Annotated in this window: 9 protein-coding genes; 6 read left to right on the top strand and 3 right to left on the bottom strand. The window is 64.8% G+C overall.

The window, feature by feature from the left end; all coding sequences use genetic code 11:
• Nucleotides 1-42: 42 nt before the first annotated feature.
• From HGEM_RS09050 to HGEM_RS09040, 3 genes are read right to left on the bottom strand one after another with little or no spacing between them, the layout of a single operon-like run.
• Nucleotides 43-1,263 (bottom strand): electron transfer flavoprotein subunit alpha, encoded by a 1,221-nt coding sequence (locus HGEM_RS09050; protein ID WP_019129114.1) that lies wholly within the window; start codon nt 1,261-1,263, stop codon nt 43-45.
• The gene (locus HGEM_RS09045; protein ID WP_019129113.1) at nt 1,260-2,126 is read right to left on the bottom strand and encodes an electron transfer flavoprotein subunit beta/FixA family protein; all 867 of its coding nucleotides are present in this window, start codon (nt 2,124-2,126) and stop codon (nt 1,260-1,262) included. Before HGEM_RS09045 ends, HGEM_RS09050 begins: the two co-directional genes overlap by 4 nt.
• The gene (locus HGEM_RS09040; RefSeq protein ID WP_019129112.1) at nt 2,126-3,967 is read right to left on the bottom strand and encodes an FAD-binding oxidoreductase; all 1,842 of its coding nucleotides are present in this window, start codon (nt 3,965-3,967) and stop codon (nt 2,126-2,128) included. The genes HGEM_RS09045 and HGEM_RS09040 overlap by 1 nt, the downstream gene beginning before the upstream one ends.
• Before the next feature lie 316 nt (nt 3,968-4,283).
• Between HGEM_RS09040 and HGEM_RS09035 the strand changes: the two genes are divergently transcribed.
• From HGEM_RS09035 to HGEM_RS09005, 6 genes are all read left to right on the top strand, one after another.
• Entirely contained in the window at nt 4,284-4,628 is a 345-nt protein-coding gene (locus HGEM_RS09035; RefSeq protein WP_019129111.1) for a hypothetical protein, read from the top strand.
• Between the two features lie 138 nt (nt 4,629-4,766).
• On the top strand, nt 4,767-9,326 hold the full coding sequence (locus HGEM_RS09030; protein WP_019129110.1) for an MSCRAMM family protein: 4,560 nt from the start codon (nt 4,767-4,769) through the stop codon (nt 9,324-9,326).
• Between the two features lie 292 nt (nt 9,327-9,618).
• Entirely contained in the window at nt 9,619-10,335 is a 717-nt protein-coding gene (locus tag HGEM_RS09020) for a DUF554 domain-containing protein (RefSeq protein ID WP_019129109.1), read from the top strand.
• 538 nt (nt 10,336-10,873) lie between these two features.
• Nucleotides 10,874-12,754, top strand: coding sequence for a TerB N-terminal domain-containing protein (locus HGEM_RS09015; protein ID WP_019129108.1), 1,881 nt, complete (start codon nt 10,874-10,876; stop codon nt 12,752-12,754).
• The gene (locus HGEM_RS09010; protein ID WP_019129107.1) at nt 12,751-14,220 is read left to right on the top strand and encodes an ATP-binding protein; all 1,470 of its coding nucleotides are present in this window, start codon (nt 12,751-12,753) and stop codon (nt 14,218-14,220) included. The genes HGEM_RS09015 and HGEM_RS09010 overlap by 4 nt, the downstream gene beginning before the upstream one ends.
• A gap of 85 nt (nt 14,221-14,305) precedes the next feature.
• Nucleotides 14,306-16,735, top strand: coding sequence for a DEAD/DEAH box helicase (locus tag HGEM_RS09005; protein ID WP_019129106.1), 2,430 nt, complete (start codon nt 14,306-14,308; stop codon nt 16,733-16,735).
• Nucleotides 16,736-16,764 lie beyond the last annotated feature (29 nt).

The following is a 16,764-nucleotide window of genomic DNA, read 5'->3' as shown; positions in this document are numbered from 1 at the left end:
GAGCCAAACAACGCGACCGTCGTGGCCGCGCGGCTCCGCATCTCAGTCGCGGGCTTCGAGCTGGGCGATGAGCTCGGTCACGACCTCGATGGCATCGCCCACGACCGCATAGTCTGCCACGCCGAAGATGGGCGCTGCAGCATCCTCGTTGATGGCAACAACCGTCTCGGCACCGCCGATTCCCGCCAAATGCTGGATAGCACCCGAAACGCCAATGCTCACCAAGAGCTTCGGCGCGACGGCCGCACCCGTTTGACCCACCTGGTGGGCATAGTCGAGCCAGCCGGCCTCCACGAGCGGACGCGTGCAACCGAGCTCAGCATGGAGCAGCTCTGCCAGGCGCTCCATGAGCGGGAGGTTCTTCTTGGACCCGATGCCCCTGCCCACGACCACGAGCCGCTCTGCCTGCGCGATCGACCCGCCGGTAACAGGCTCGATGCCAAGCACGGCAACGCGCGGCGCAACCTCGGGAGCCAAGGGGGCTTGGGTGATGATGCCTACCGCAAGATCAGCGCCCGTACCCGCCCCGGCCGTCACGCGCTCAGGCGCCGCAAATACGCCCGGCCGCACCGTCGCCATCTGAGGACGATGCGCGGGGCACTCGATCGTAGCCATGAGGTTGCCGCCGAACGCAGGGCGCGTTTGCAGCAGAGCTCCGGTCTTGGGGTCGATGTCGAGCGCGGTGCAATCGGCGGTAAGGCCCGTCTGCAGGCGCACCGCCACGCGCGGGGCAAGCTCGCGGCCGAACGCCGTCGCTCCGAACAGCATCGCCTCGGGGCGGCGCTCTTCGGCAAGCGCGCAAATCCATTGCGCGAACACCTCGGCGTCTGCATACGCGAGGCGCTCATCCACGGTGTGGATCACCTCGGCAACACCGGTCGCGGCAAGACGCTCCGCCTGGCGAGGAGCTCGTCCCGCCTCACCAAGCACCGCCACCACCTGGCAGCCGCGCGCTTCGGCGAGCTCGAGCGCCTTGCCGACCAGCTCGAAGACCACCGGTAGCAGCGCGCCCTCCGCATCAACCTGGGCAATCACCCAGATGTCACGATAAGCGGAGAGATCGCGCCCAGACCCCTCTCCGGCCTCGTCGCGCTCAATCGAAATCGCATCCACCGGACACGCCTCCACGCACCCGCCGCAGAGCGTACAGGCGTCGGTCGGGCGTGCCAGGCGGCCCTCGACCACGATGCCGCCGAACGCGCACGCGCGCTCGCAGCGCTTACAACCCACGCAGCGTGCGGCATCCACCATAAGCCCGCTCATAGCCCCGCCTCCTCAGCTAACGCGATGATGCGCGCCGCCTGCTGGGGCACGCTTCCCTCCAAGACCTCGCACGCGTCAGAACGCTCGGGCACAAACGACCGCACGACCTGCGTCGGAGAACCGGCAAGGCCCGATCGCGCGGGGTCGGCCTGCACGCGCGCTGCACTGAGCACCGCCACGGGCGCGCCCGCGGCCGCGCGTACCCCCGCGATGCTCGGCATGCGAGGCTGTGCGATGTCTTTGGCCACGGTAAGCACCGCCGGCAGCGGAACCTCGACGAGCTCGATGCCCGCATCGGTCGCATGGCGCACGGTAACGCGGCCCCGCTCAATCGCAACCAGTTCGCGCATGTCCGTGACGCAGGGCATATCGAAGAGCCCTGCGAGCTCCGGCCCGATCTGCGCCGTGTCGCCATCGACCGCCATCTTGCCGCAGAGGATGAGGTCTGGAAGAGAGGGGCCGGGGGTGGCTTCTTCGTGCTCCGGAGCACCGGACGCGGCGACGTCGCTCATGCTCGCCGAGCCAAGCTCGCGTATACCGCATGACAGGGCATAACTCGTGGCAAGCGTATCTGCACCGGCAAACGCACGATCAGAAAGAAGGAGCGCATCGCTTGCGCCGCGAGCGATGCCGTCGCGCAAAAGCGCCTCCGTAGCCGGAATGCCCATGGAAAGCACGCTCACCCTACAGCCCTCGCCCGTAGCAGCACGCTCATCCTTGATAGCCAGCGCCACCTCGAGTGCGGCGGCATCGAAGGGGTTCACCACCGACTCGCGGCCGTCGCGCACGATGGTATGAGTGACGGGATCCATCTTGACCTCGGTCGAGCTCGGAACCGCCTTCACACAGACCACGATATGCATCAGGACACCTCCCCGGTGTTCATAGCTTTAGCTAACGCATCTGCCGGTGCAGCCGCCGACGGAACAGGCGCGGCATCGGGGCTGGCAGCAGCATCGAGGTCGGCGCTCGAAGTATCGGGGCCGGCGTCTGCAGCATCCGGTCCGGTGCCCGAAGCATCGGGGCCGGCATCTGCGGCATCCGGTCCAGCATCTGCGGCATCAGCGCCCTCGGGCACCGCCGCGCCCTCCCTGCGAACCTCATCGAGCAGCGCCGCATCGAACAGGTTGCCACGCCCCAGCTGGCACGCCGGGTCGAACGCAAGCTTGAGACGCGCCATCTCGCGCACATGCTCTGAGCCGTACATGGTCGTGAGGAAATCGCGCTTGAGCTTGCCCACGCCGTGCTCGGCCGAAACCGCGCCGCCCATAGCCGCGACATCTTTGGCCCAGCGCGCAAAGAGCGCCTTGCCCCTCGCGTATTCCTCGGCATTGCGCGGCAGGACATTTACATGCAGGTGGTTGTTGCCGATATGCCCCCATGCGGCCGACTCGAGCCCCTCCTCGGCCAGCGTCGAGCGGTAGAGGGAGATGACATCGCGCAGACGGTCGTCGGGAACGGACATGTCGCTGCCGAGCTTGGTGATCGAAGGCTCTTCTCGGCGGCGCTCGTCGATGAGCATGTTCACGCTCTCGGGAACGGCATGGCGGAAGAACCGGAGCGTCTCGCGGTCAACGGCGGTACGGGCCACCCAAGAGTCCCTCTCGCTTCCGCCCGCCGCGCGCACGATGGCGCCGAGACGCTCGAGGTCCGCCATGGCCTCATCTTCCACAGGTGCTTGGAGCTCCACATAAAGGCAGCAGCCGAAGCGCTCGGGAAGCAACGGGAGCGCCGCGAAGGCCGAGCCCTGGGCACGGGCGCGGCGCAGCACGTCAAGGGCGGCTGGGTCGAAGTACTCAAGCGCTGCCGCATGCTTGAGGTCTGCGCGGGCAGCTATGGTTGCCTCGACCGCCTGGTCCTCGGTCGCAAAGAAGCAACTCGCCGCCCAAACCACCGCAGGCGCCGGCATGAGGGCGAGCTCGAGCTCGGTGATGATACCGAGGGTACCGTCCGAGCCGATGATAAGGTCGAGGGCGTCCATGTCGTCCTCAACATAGTAGCCGGAGGCGTTTTTGGCGCGCGGCATCTGATAAGTGGGGAGGTCCGCTTCGATGGTCGAGCCGCCCTCGGTCTTGAGCATGAGATGCCGGCCGCGAGCGCGAACCTCGTCCCGGCGCAACGCGACCACGTCGCCGTTTGCGAGCACGAGCCGTAGCGCCGTCACGTGGCCGCGCATGGCACCGTAACGAAAGCTCCGTGCGCCCGAGGCGTTGCATGCGGCCATACCGCCCAGGCAAGCAGAGGTCTCGGTGGGATCGGTGGGGAACATCTGCTCCGGAGCCTCGGCAAGACGCTGCGCGGCGGTAAGCGACGCCTCGTCCCAATCCTCGGTAGGAAATGCCTTTGCTGCAAGGTACTTTCGAAGTTCGGAAAGAACGAGACCAGGTTGAACGCGCAGGTAGAAACGCCCGTTCCCCTCGCGCAAGCCGAGCGGGCGGTTCATGTGCGAGAGGTTGAGCACATGCCCGCCTTGAGGCACGGCGCCCGCTGCAAGGCCCGTGCGCGCGCCTTGCACCGTGATAGGCGTACGCGCCGAGCTGAGTGAGCGTACGATGGCGCGGACCTCGTCCTCGGTCCGTGGGAACGATAGGGACTCAGCCGTCCCCCTGCTCCGCGACTCATCGCCGCGGTACTCGTCGTATTCGCTCGAGAACTTGATGATGGCCGGAATGGTGGGTGTCGGACCAAACGAGGTTGCAGCCACGGCCCGCCCCCTTTCTCGATGCTGGCTGGCAAACACGTTCGCAGCAGCCGCCGCGAACGCATAGAGACACGTGCTAGAAATTTTATCGGGACCGGCGCTGCCGCATGGCCGGACCTCGCCCGCGTCGCTCATTAGTAACATGAGACGCGACAATGCGCGTGGCCGCCGCGCGCAAAACCTCCATACTTCGATTTTCATCCCCTCTGAGCTGCGCGGTTCAGACTTTGTTTAGATTCATTGGGACATCGTTCAGTTCTACCTCCTAGCGTTCATGCCAGCGAGCCCGGACCGGCCGGGCGGCGTGATTGGAGGAGCCATGGCAGTGTATCTACCCTCAGCGAAAATCGCCGTTGAAATCGTGGACGACCCAACGAGCCTACCCGCAGACCTCAGCGCCTTTCCGGATTTCACTATCGTGCCCATCACCAGCGCCGACCTGCGGAGTCCGGCGGCACGCGACCGCACCGTCAAGCGAATCGCGCGCATGGCGGCGAACAAGCCCGACGCGCACGCCGCATCCGATACACACGACCAGTCAGCGGGAACGTCGACCTCCACGCCGCGCACAGCATCCAAACGCGAGCGCAAGCAGCTGCTGGACCTCATCAACACAGGGCTCGACCTCACCCAAGGGTCGGCAATCGCCCGCGTGGCGGTATAGGCGCGCAAAAGCGCCAAAGCGAAACAGCCCAGGACGAAACGGCCCAAGGCAAAACGAATCCCAAGCGGAGCGGCCCCAAGCGCAACGATTCCAGGGCGAAGCCGCTAGGAGGAAACGACAGACCGATAGGAGGTATCCATGCATAGCAGCAAGCGCCGAGGAGGCTTCAAGCGAGGAGGCCCGCGCATCGCAATGCAGCTGATAAGACGAATTGCAGCCTCTGCGGGAGGCGGCTGGAACGGGGTTGCCGCCGCCTTGATCGCCGTGGCCCTCGTCGCGCTGTCCGTTGTCGCGGCACTCGCACCGTCGACGGCACAAGCACTCGCGGACATCCCGGCCTCGTTCAACCAGAACGTGACCGTCACCCGCCGCGATATCGGAGCGAGCAACCGCTCCCCCATCTCGAACTGGTATCTATCCGACGGGACATGGGTCGTCTGCGGAGAGCCGTTCCATGGCACCCCCGACACCGGCGATGTCTACGGTCCCGCCGTGCCGGTGAGCCAGTTCACCTACGACGACACCCACGACTCCGGCCCCGTCGCATCCGCCCCGTGGGTCACGGGCTCCTCGAGCTTCGACCCGCACGCGATGGCCTACGCCGCCGCCTACGCGCCCACCTCAGCACTCGGCCAGGCGACATACGGCTTTTCCGGGCGAAGCGACCAGCTCGTCGCCGCATGGGAGGTGACCAAGCACCTCCTCATGGGCGCCTCCGTGGAGGGTGAGTCCCTCATGTACAACGGCGGCACCTATACGAACATCTACCGCTCCACCAACGACGGGAGCACGACCGGCCGCGTCGCCAACGCCGCGGAGCTCGCAAAGATCCAACGCCTCGTGGCGGACGCCCGCGCGCACGCCGGCCAATCCGGCTGGTGGGACGACGCGCTCTGGCTGCGGCGGAACCTAACAGACGGGTCCGCGCAGAATATCTTCGTCATCATCCCCGTCAAGCCGGACGTCACCGTCACCTTCACCAAGGTCTCCGCCGATGCCGAATTCACCGCCGGCAACGACGAGTACGCGTATGCTGGTGCAACCTACGACATCTACGATGCCTCGACCGACCAGAAGATAGCCACCATCACGACAGATGAGAGCGGACAAGCGAGCTATCAGCTGCAGCAGGACAAGCGCTACTACGCCGTTGAGACCAAAGCGCCGCAGGGGTTCAAACTCAACACCGAGCGCCACTACTTCACCACCGGAAGCAACAATTCTAGCGAGGAGCTTGCGGATAGCCCGGGTGCGGTCCGGCTCACTATCCAGAAGAAGGATTCCGCCACGCTCGATGCGGCGCAGCCCGGGGCTACGCTCGAAGGGGCTGAGTACCGGCTGGCCGATGCGAACGGCCATATCCAGACCGCAGTGACGAACGAAGACGGGCTGCTCGTCTTCCAAGACATCCCGTTCGGCACCTGCACGGTCGTGGAAACCAAAGCGCCAACCGGATACAAGCTCGATTCGACCGTTCGCACGTATACCGTGAGCTCAGAGCAAATGACCGCGTCTGGCATCGTTGAGCTCGAACCCGAGGACGACTTCAAGGAGAGCGTGATCGCGTTCGACATCGAGGTCGCCAAGTTCAAGGGCGCCGATGAGTCCTGGGATGAGGGCGACGGGCATGAGGAGCCGGCTGCCGGCGTCCGCTTCGAGATCGTCTCCAACACCACCGGCAAAGCGGTGGGCTCCATCACCACCGGCGAGGACGGCTTCGCCGAGACGGACGGGCTGTGGTTCGGCGAGGGCGAGCGCCCCGAGGGCGTCTCCGGCGCCCTCCCCTACGACGCCGCCGGCTACACCGTCCGCGAGGTCGACGAGACCGTGCCCGACGGCTTCGACAAGGTGAGCGACTGGACCATCTCAGCCGAGCAGATGGCGGACGGCGCGAAGCTGCGCTACATCCTGAACGACCAGGCGATCAGCACCCGCATCCAGATCGTGAAGCAGGACGCCGAGACCGGGCAGGCCGTGCCGCTCGCCGGCTTCACCTTCCAGATCCTCGATGCGAACGGCGACCCCGTCTCCATGACGGACAGCTACCCCAACCCCGTCGAGCTCACCGAGTTCACCACCGACGAGAGCGGCTGCGTGACGCTGCCGGAGACCCTCGAGCCGGGCGAGTACTCCGTGCACGAGGTCGCGGCGGCAGCGCCGTACCTCACGGGCGGCGAGGACATCGCGCTCACCGTGTCCGGAGACCATGAGAACGCGGTCCCCACCGCGGTCATCGCCTACTCGGACGCGCAGGCGAAGGGCCGCGCCACCGTGGCCAAGCTCTGCAGCGCCCCCGACGGCTCCGATGAGGGCCACGTGCATGACGAGGGCTGCGCGGGCGAGCTCGCGGGCGCGGAGTTCGACGTCGTCGCCATGGAGGACGTCGTGAGCCCCGACGGCACCGTGCGCGCCACCGAGGGCGAGGTCGTCGACCACGTGGCCACCGGCGAGGACGGCACCGCCACCACCGGTGAGCTCTACCTGGGCGACGGCTCCGCCGCCTACGCGTTTATCGAGACCAAGGCGCCTAAGGGCCACGTGCTCGACGCCACGCCGCATGAGTTCACACTCTCCTACGCCGACGACGATACGGCGCTCGTGGAGGTCGAGGTCGAGGTGGCCGACGCCTACACCGAGGTCACGATCGACAAGAACATCATGGGGACCGGCCACCCACTCGCTGGCGCCGCGTTCCAGGCATGGGAGGCCGGCCAGGAGATCGATGTCGAGCCCGATGACGGCATGGCTGCGGCCGCCGTGCGCACAGAGGGCGAGGGCGCGGCCACGCTCACCGAGGCCGTGGACAACGCCGCGATCGAGGCCGATGTACCCGAGGGATACAGGCTGACCGTCTCCCGCGACGGCTACTCCGCCGACGTCGAGGGCTCCATCGCCGTGGACCCCGGCGCCTACGAGATCGCCCTCACGGACGCCGAGGGCGAAGCGGTCGACATGGGCGGCGAATCGAAGCTCGAGGTGGAGGCCGGCGAGGCCGTCAAGGTCTCCTGGTCCGAGCCCTTCCTCTTCTTCGGCGGGCTCGATATCTCGCGCAGCCGGATTGAGAGGGAAAGCTACGAGCTCAGGCTCGATGAGGGGGCCGGGGCACTCATCGCCACCGACGTCCCCGCCGGCGCCTACGAGCTCGAGATCGGCGGCGAGGGCGCCGGCAGGGTCGAGCTTACCGCCGGAAAGACCTTCTTCGGCTCCTATGCGGACGGCAAGCTCACCATCGCGAGCCACCTGCTCAAACCGGACGAGGAACACATCGAGGTCGTGACGGACGATGACGGAACCGCCACCATCCGCCACCTTTCGCCCGGCAGTTACCGCCTCGAGGAGACGGACGCCCCGGACGGCTTCCTCGTGGACGGAGGGGTGCGCTACTTCTCCGTGGCCGACGACGGTCTCACCGAGGGGCTCGAGAGCTTCCCGCTCGAGATCGAGGACGACTACACCAAGATCGACCTCTCCAAACGCGATATCACCAACGAGGACGAGGTAACGGGAGCCAAGCTGGCCGTAATCCGCCCCGACGGGGGTGTTGTGGAAAGCTGGACCTCCGATGGCACCGACCATCGCATCGACGCACTCGAGCCGGGCCCATACAAGCTCGTGGAGCTCATGGCTCCGCACGGCTACGATGAGACGACCGCGGTCGACTTCACCGTGGAGCCCACCGGCGAGGTACAGCGCGTGGTCATGTACGACGAACCCATCACCGTCGAGGGCTCCATCGACAAGCGCCAGGAGGTCGCCGACCCCACCCACCCCCACACCGATGCCGACACGGGCTCCGCGCGTGCCGAGGTCTCCGAATCCGATGACGGCTCGTACGACTATTCCGTCGACTTCCGGAACGAAAGCAGCACGTGGGTCGACGAGTTTACCGTGACAGACGAGTTTTCCGCTGCATCGGACGGCCTCGCCGAGCTCACGGGCATCGTGACGCCCGTCGCGGGCGAAGACTACGACGGCCTGCTCAACGTCTGGTACCGCACGAGCACCACGTCAGCTGATTACATCGACCCGAGCGACGCCAACGCCACACGCTCCGATGGGCACGCCAACCCCTGGCTTGATCATGAGACGACCGAAGAAGCCCTTGGCGACGACAGTCGAGCCATCGATTACACCGGTTGGCGCCTGTGGGCTCAGGACGTAAGCGCCACCGAAGCCACCGAGCTCAGCGTGGCTGACCTCGGCCTTGAGGAGGGCGAGAGGGTGATCGCCGTGCGCCTCGAGTACGGCCGCGTTGAGGAGGGCTTCTCCTCGCGCACCGACGAGTGGGGACGCGACGACCTCAAGCACGAGCGCGACGACGTCGATAACGTCGCGCCAACCCACGAGGGAGATGAGCTTGAAGGTGCGGAACGAGCCCCGCTCGTGCTCCACATGAGGGTGACCGATAGGTACCGCGACGACACGGAGCTCGTGAACAGCGCACGCGTTGACCTCTACCGGAACGGCGGCAACACCACCGAAGGCGAGGGCCTCGAGGACCACGATTCCGACCGCGTCGAACAGGCGCCTGTCGAGACTCCCTCCCAAGATGACGCCCCTCCCGCCGACTCCCCCGGCCCCACGCCGCTCGCCCGAACGGGAGCTGTCTCCGCCGCCGGGATCTTTGCGGCCATTGCGCTCGCAGCGGGAACCGGCTGGTGGATCTTGCGCCACCGCGACGCGGCTGACCAACGCTAAACCAGGCCCCGCCGCGCCTCGTAAGCCATCGCCCGTAGAACACCCCGTCTCGGCCGCGCGCCGGGGCGGGGTGACGCATGACGAAGCCGCATGCCCCGAGCTTGCCACGCCACCAGCTTCCCCGAAAGCACCCAGTCGAAGCCGCATGCCCCGAGCTTGCGCGCGAGCCCAAGGGCGGCTACATTATCTTCCGCAACCATACTATCCGCTCCACAGGGCCGCTCCATGTATCGGCTTCATTCGCCTGCTGCTCTGCGGAACCGGCTGCACTATGCAGGAAGGCGGGGACGGCGTGATCGGACTGGGCACAATCATCAACGTGGCTTTGATTCTTGCCGGCGGTTTGGTGGGCACCGTTGGCGGCAGGCTTTTCACCCCGCACGTACAGGAAACCCTCATGAAGGCCACAGGGCTGAGCGTGCTCTTCGTGGGTCTCTCGGGCGCGCTCGCCGGCATGCTTTCGCTTGGCCAGGACGGCGCACTCGTGAGTGGTGGCTCCATGTTGATCGTTGGTTCGTTTGCAGCGGGCGCGCTCGTTGGAGAGCTCGTCGACCTCGACGGTAAATTCGAGCGGCTCGGAATTTGGCTCAAAGAGCGCACGGGCAACGCCGGAGACCCCGCGTTCGTGAACGCCTTCGTAACCGCCTCGCTCACCGTATGCATCGGGGCGATGGCCATCGTTGGATCCATTCAAGACGGCCTTACCGGTGATTGGTCCACCCTCGCGCTCAAGGGCGCACTCGACTCACTCATCGTCTGCGTCATGACCGCATCGATGGGTCGCGGATGCATCTTTTCCGCTCTGCCCGTGGGTGTGTTCCAGGGATCCATTACCTTGCTCGCTCGGCTCATCCAGCCCCTCATGACTGCCGAGGCCCTCGCAAACCTCTCGCTCGTGGGCTCGATTCTTATCTTCTGCGTGGGCGTGAACCTCATCTGGGAGAAAACGTTCAAGACGGCCAACATGCTTCCAGCCGTGGTGTTCGCGGTCGTGCTGGCGTTCGTGTAATTCTGCACCGCGTTTCACGCCTTGGGCACGGGGAGCGAGCCGGGCTGGCCGTCTAGGCCGATCCAAGTAATCGCCCGCAGCACCCAACGGCTAATAATGGCTAGTTTTCGTCTTTTTGCGGGCTCTGTGAGACGGTTTTGCCGCCCTTCCGCCGCGCGAGTCGTTCTCGCAGGTCCATCACTCAGCGCTTTCCTGCGTATTTCTCGTTTCCATGCTCCGCTCAGTATAAGCAAGGCGCCCTTTCTCGCATCCCTAGAACGCATATTGACGAAAAATGGCCAGCTGAGGAATCACAATAGGAAAACGCCGCGCGCAAACTCCGGGCTGCACTCGGCACGCACTGCAAACAGCAGATAGCAGGAAGGGACGGACGGCGGGCAGCAGGCGAAACAACCTGCAGGCACCAGAAATGACATCCATCGCTTTGTGCTGGTAATAGGAGGCGCGTTCTTTCTCGAACAGATGTTTGTTTCTATAGTAAAATGTAGGGTTACGACTAGGCATTCCCCAGTGTGAGGCAAGCGGAACGAGGTGAAGCATGGGAGACAAGACGGAAGATGTTCGCGCGCTCATCGAACGAATCACCTCAAGCGAGCGGATGCGCACGAGCTCGCACTTCTCCGATGCGGTTTACCGCGCCGAACCCATTCTTACCACCGGGCGCCAGATGGCAACCTACCTGCCAGATCGGTACCGCGAAATGCGCGCCATATCTCGCTGGCAGGAGGGAGAGCCTCATGGTCGCTGGATTACCGAAGCCGAACTCTTCTGGCGCCAGGGCATGTTCATGGCAGACTTTGAAGACGGCTGCCCGTATCACGGCACGTTCAAGGCATATTTTCCCACCTATGCCGATATGAGCGACCGGCAGCTGCGTGGGTACTTTACCTGGCGCACGGCGGTCCGGCGAGGCGACATCCAAGAAACCTCGTTATCTTTTGCCTACACCTACTTATACGAGCTCATCAATGGCATCGGCGTGGCCAACCCGCTCGATGGCTTCACGCAGCTAAAGACATTTTGGGAAGCGTACCGCGCCTTTGCCCCCGAAATCGATCGGTACGTTCGCGTGTGGTTGCGCGACTATGTGGTCTACCACGGGCTCGAACCATCTCTTTTACACGACAGCCGGTCCCTCTCCTTTGACCACGCGCTCATCGACCTTGTCGACGCAAGTACGCCATACGATCCGGATGCCTCGCTCCTGCTCCTAGATGAACCGGAGAGCCCCACGGCGGACCCCGGGATTGCGCCTGCGCCCGGCGGTGCCACCGGGCGCAGGGCCCTTCAGGCGCGAACGCGCGCACGCAAGGGAAAGCAATCCGCTTTGCCACTCCCGCCGAACGCCGAGCGCGAAGATCGGCTGCTTGCCGCTATCGACGCGCTTTCCTCCTACCGAATTCGGCTGTCGCGCCTCTACAGCGACCACCCCGACGACCTGCGGCATATCGCCTGTTCCGTTTTTGTCCGCATGCTCGAGTATTATCGCAAGCACCGGAAGAGCGGGCTCATCGAATCGCTCTTCGGCGATTTGGTAGACATGCCCTACACCATGTTCGCCTCCGCTGTATTCTTTGAAAGCGAGCGGCACGGGCCCGCAGATATCGAGCTCGACCGCATCCATCGCTACCGGTGCCGCAACGGGCTATGGACGTGCACGCGCGTCTTTGGAGCGCGTGACAAGAGCCCCAAGCTGGGCAGCATCATGCGCGGCGTCGATCGCAAGGTGCGCGAGGCGCTCGAGTACCCACATCCGCTCAAGGTCAAGGAAATGCCAAAGTACCTAGAGCAGGCAATCGACCGCGAGATCGAGGCATGGCTCACCTGGAAGCAAGCGCATGCGCCGCGCAAGGTGGAAATCGACCTCTCTCAGCTCGCTGGTATCCGATCCGCCGCCGCCGTCACGCGCGAGGCGCTGTTAACGGACGAGGAGCGCGATCAGGGCACCACCGTGGAAACGGTTGAAAAGACGCCGACTCAAGACGACACGATACGTGCCGAGGAAAATACACAGCCCCCGAACTGGCCGAGTTCCGAGGCCGAGCTTGGCGACGAGGCAAAACGGTCTGCCGCAAGAAACCCCGAGGCTAAGCAGCCTGAGCACGCTGGCGCACCGGCACCCTCGACTGTCCTCGCCGCCGCTACCGCCCCCGCCGGAAATGTCCCGCCGCGGAATGAGAGCCCCAGCGACAGCCCGCTCTCCCCTGCTCAGGCCGCATACCTGCAGGCGCTTCTCACCGAAGACGAAGATGCCAAGACGAAAGCGGTTCACCATGCGGGAATAAGCGAGGACATGCTGGTCGACGCCATCAACGAAGCGCTATTTGACCTGCTTGGAGACACAGCTATCGAATTCGGTTCCACGGGACCGCAGGTAATTGAGGACTACGAGGACGACGTCAGAGGAGTACTCGCATGACAGACAACGTGAAAGCAGCCGAAGCCGCGCCGCGCGTGCCCAAGCGCGTCGCCGCGGTAATCATCAACTCGCTCAAGGGCGGCGTGGTGCCGCGCATCGGCCTGCCGTACATCACGGTCGGGCGCGAGGCCGAGATTCGCGCGCTCCTTACCGACCTCTCGCTCATCGCCGATGGCGGCGCCTCCTTCCGGTTCCTTGTAGGCCGTTACGGCAGCGGCAAGAGCTTCCTCTTGCAGACCATCCGCACGCACGCCATGGGCGAAGGCTTCGTCGTAGCCGATGCCGATCTTTCGCCCGAACGCCGGCTCCAGGGCGGCCAAGGCCAAGGCCTCGCCACCTACCGCGAGCTCATGCGCAACCTCTCTACCAAGACCCGTCCCGAGGGCGGCGCGCTCATGCTCATTCTCGACCGATGGATCTCGAACTTGCAGATGCAGGTCGCAGGTGAATTGGGCACAGGTACCGATGCCCCCGGCGGCGCCACTGCCACCGGCGGCGCTCCGGTATCCAACGGTGCCGCTGCCCCCGGCGTCACCCCCAACGACCCTGCGCTCAACCAAGCGGTCGAGGCGCGCATCCGCGAGCAGGTCGCATCACTCGAGGAGATGGTCCACGGCTTCGATTTCGCCCGGCTCCTCACCCTCTACTACCGCGCCGTTGTTGACGGCAACGATGAGCTCAAAGGCAACGTTGCCCGGTGGTTCCGCGGCGAGTACCGCACCAAAACGGAAGCACGGCAAGAGCTTGGAGTTTCGATCATCATCGGCGACGACGATTGGTACGACTACGTCAAGCTCTTCGCGCAGTTCCTAAAAGGCGCTGGTTACCAGGGCATGCTCGTGCTCATCGACGAGCTGGTAAACCTCTACAAGATTCCCAACTCGGTCACCCGCCAATATAACTACGAGAAGATCCTCACGATGTATAACGACACCCTGCAGGGCAAAGCGCATCACCTGGGCATCATTATGGGAGGAACGCCACAGAGCATCGAGGACCGCAGGCGCGGCGTCTTTAGCTACGAGGCGCTACGCTCGCGGCTCACGCAGGGCCGCTTCGCCGCAGAGGGCACGCGCGATATGCTGGCGCCCATCATCCATCTGCACCCGCTCACCTATGAAGAGCTGCTCGTTCTCATCGAAAAGCTGCAGCAGATCCACGCCGGTTACTTTGGGTATGAGGCGCGCCTGAACGAGGAAGACCTGGTGCAGTTCCTGCAAATCGAGTTCGGACGCGTGGGGGCTGACACGCACCTTACACCCCGCGAGGTCATCCGCGACTTCATCGAACTGCTCGATATCGCCTACCAAAACCCCAGCACGCCCGTGGCAAGCATCCTAAGCGGCGTTGGTGGAAACGAAAGCGGAGGCGAAGGCGAGGGTGGCGGCGCGCAGCAAAGCTCGCTTTCGGTTACCGCCGCAGCGGGCCAGCGCGATGCATCAGAATTCGCAGAGTTCAAGATATAGCCTGTAATGTGCTGCGAAAGGGGAAAACCCGGCCGCAAGGGATGAGGCAGGGCGTCCGCCAGCAATCGAGCCCGAAAGGAGGGCCATGAGCATCTTCGACCGATACGCACCGTTCGTGCAGGATTTCATCTACGACCACCAATGGGAGAACCTTCGCTCCATCCAGGTGGCCGCAGGCGACGCCATCTTCAACACCGACGAGAACGTGCTGCTCACGGCCTCAACTGCATCGGGCAAGACCGAGGCGGCGTTCTTCCCCATCCTCTCGCTCTTCTGGGAAGATCCGCCCACGAGCATCGGCGCGATCTACGTGGGCCCACTGAAGGCGCTCATCAACGACCAATTCCTTCGCCTAAACGACCTGTGCGAGGAGGCCGAGATTCCCGTCTGGCACTGGCATGGCGATGTGGCCGCCTCGCATAAGCGCAAGCTCCTGGAGCATCCGAGCGGCATCCTGCAGATTACGCCGGAATCGCTCGAGGCGCTCCTCATGCATAAGCACATGGCCGTGCCACGCCTATTCCATGACCTGCGCTTTGTCGTCATCGACGAGGTTCACTCGCTCCTGCGCGGCGACCGCGGCGGGCAAACGCTCTGCCTTATCGAGAGACTCTCTCGCATAGCGGGCGTGAACCCCCGGCGCATCGGCCTTTCCGCCACCATCGGCGATCCGGAGCGCACCGGAGCCTTTCTCGCCAGCGGCACGGGGCGCGGCTGCATCATCCCGCGCTTCGAGGAGCCACGCCGGGTGTGGCGGCTCTCGATGGAGCACTTCTACATCACGGGCCCGCAAGCCGCCGAACGCGCGGCAGAGGGTGCAGGTACGGGCATCGTGCGCGCCGATGGCTCGATCGAGGCCGAGGTGCTTTCCGTCGAGTCATCTTCGTCGGACCTCGCCTTGGCACGCTCGAGCGCTTCGTACGCACATTTGAACGCTTCTGAAGACGAACATGCGCAAAGCACGCCCGAAGATAAATGGGCGGCAGCGAGAGCGACTCGCATGGATACTGAGGGGGCGCACACAGAAACCGAGCTCCTCGCACCCACCGACCGCGCGCCCGAGAACGCCGACCCCGGCATCGGCTACATCTTCGAGCGCACGCGCGGGCGCAAGTGCCTCGTCTTCGCCAACTCGCGCGAGGAGGCCGAGGCCGTGTGCACGATGCTTCGCAGCTATTGCGAGGCCAACCACGAGCCGGACCGATTCCTCATCCACCACGGCAACCTCTCGGCGAGCATCCGCGAGAGCGCCGAGGACATCATGCGCGACGACGAGCGGCTCGACACGACCGTGACCACCGCGACGCTGGAGCTCGGCATCGACATCGGCCGCCTCGAGCGCGCGTTTCAGATTGACGCGCCGTTTACCGTCTCGAGCTTCCTGCAGCGCATGGGCCGCACAGGCCGGCGCGATTTGCCGCCCGAGATGCACTTCGTCATGCGCGAGGAGCAGCCCGAACCGCGCACGACCATGCCGGAAACCATTCCCTGGAAGCTGCTGCAGGGCATCGCGCTCGTCCAGCTCTACCACGAGGAGCGCTGGGTGGAGCCTCCCGCGCTCGACCGCCTGCCCTACAGCCTGCTCTATCACCAGACCATGGCCACGCTCGCAAGCACAGGCGAGCTCTCGCCGGCAGAACTCGCCCAGCGCGTGCTCACCCTCTCCTACTTCCACCGCGTGAGCGCAGACGATTTCCGCGTGCTGCTTAGGCACCTGCTGGAGACCGACCAGATCCAGGCCACCGAGGGCGGCGGCCTCATCGTGGGCCTCGCGGGCGAGCGGCTCACCAACTCGTTCAAGTTCTATGCGGTGTTCCAGGAAAACGAGGAGTTCACGGTGCGGTGCGAGAGCGCGGAGCTCGGCACGATCGTGAATCCGCCGCCGCCCGGCGAGCGCATTGCCATCGCTGGCGCATGCTGGCTCGTGGAGGAGGTCGATTGGAAGCGGCGGCTTGTGTATTGCACCAAGGTGAAGGGGCGCGTGCCGGCGTATTTTGGCGATTGCGCGGGCGATATCAACACGCATATCTTGGAGCGCATGCGACGCGTGCTGCGCGAGCACGAGGTGTATCCGTACCTGCTCGGCAACGCGCGAGCGCGCCTGATGCAGGCGCGGCGCACGGCGGAGCTCTCCGGCGCGGCGACGCAGCCGCTCATCAACCTTGGGGGCGACACATGGGCGCTCTTCCCGTGGCTGGGGAGCTACGCGTTTCTGGCGCTGGAGCGCCTGCTCAAGATCAAGTGCGCCGCGGAGCTCGGGCTCAAGGGGCTCGATCCCGCGCGGCCATACTACATGCAGTTCAGGATGAAGGCAGACGAGGAGACGTTCTTCCAGGTTGTGGCCGATGAAGCGGAGAAGGATTTCAATCCCATCGAGCTCGTCTATCCGAGCGAGGTGCCGTACTTCGACAAGTACGACGAGCTGCTGCCCAAGGAGCTCGTGCGCAAGGGCTTCGCCGAGGGCGTGCTGGACATCGAGGGCATGCGCGAGCGCGTGCGGGAGTGGGTGAGGTAACTTACTCCGAAGCTTTGGGCATCCTGGCT

Source organism: Enorma massiliensis phI, from assembly GCF_000311845.1.
GTDB lineage: Bacteria > Actinomycetota > Coriobacteriia > Coriobacteriales > Coriobacteriaceae > Enorma > Enorma massiliensis.
The sequence above is the reverse complement of the archived record's forward strand: the minus strand, read 5'-3'. Positions and strand labels throughout refer to the sequence as shown.

Bases quoted from the DNA above. Each gene is read 5' to 3' on its own strand.
- HGEM_RS09005 (WP_019129106.1), top strand. From the start codon at position 14,306: ATGAGCATCTTCGACCGATACGCACCGTTCGTGCAGGATTTCATCTAC.
- HGEM_RS09030 (WP_019129110.1), top strand. From the start codon at position 4,767: ATGCATAGCAGCAAGCGCCGAGGAGGCTTCAAGCGAGGAGGCCCGCGC.
- HGEM_RS09050 (WP_019129114.1), bottom strand. From the start codon at position 1,263: ATGAGCGGGCTTATGGTGGATGCCGCACGCTGCGTGGGTTGTAAGCGC.
- HGEM_RS09035 (WP_019129111.1), top strand. From the start codon at position 4,284: ATGGCAGTGTATCTACCCTCAGCGAAAATCGCCGTTGAAATCGTGGAC.
- HGEM_RS09015 (WP_019129108.1), top strand. From the start codon at position 10,874: ATGGGAGACAAGACGGAAGATGTTCGCGCGCTCATCGAACGAATCACC.
- HGEM_RS09045 (WP_019129113.1), bottom strand. From the start codon at position 2,126: ATGCATATCGTGGTCTGTGTGAAGGCGGTTCCGAGCTCGACCGAGGTC.
- HGEM_RS09010 (WP_019129107.1), top strand. From the start codon at position 12,751: ATGACAGACAACGTGAAAGCAGCCGAAGCCGCGCCGCGCGTGCCCAAG.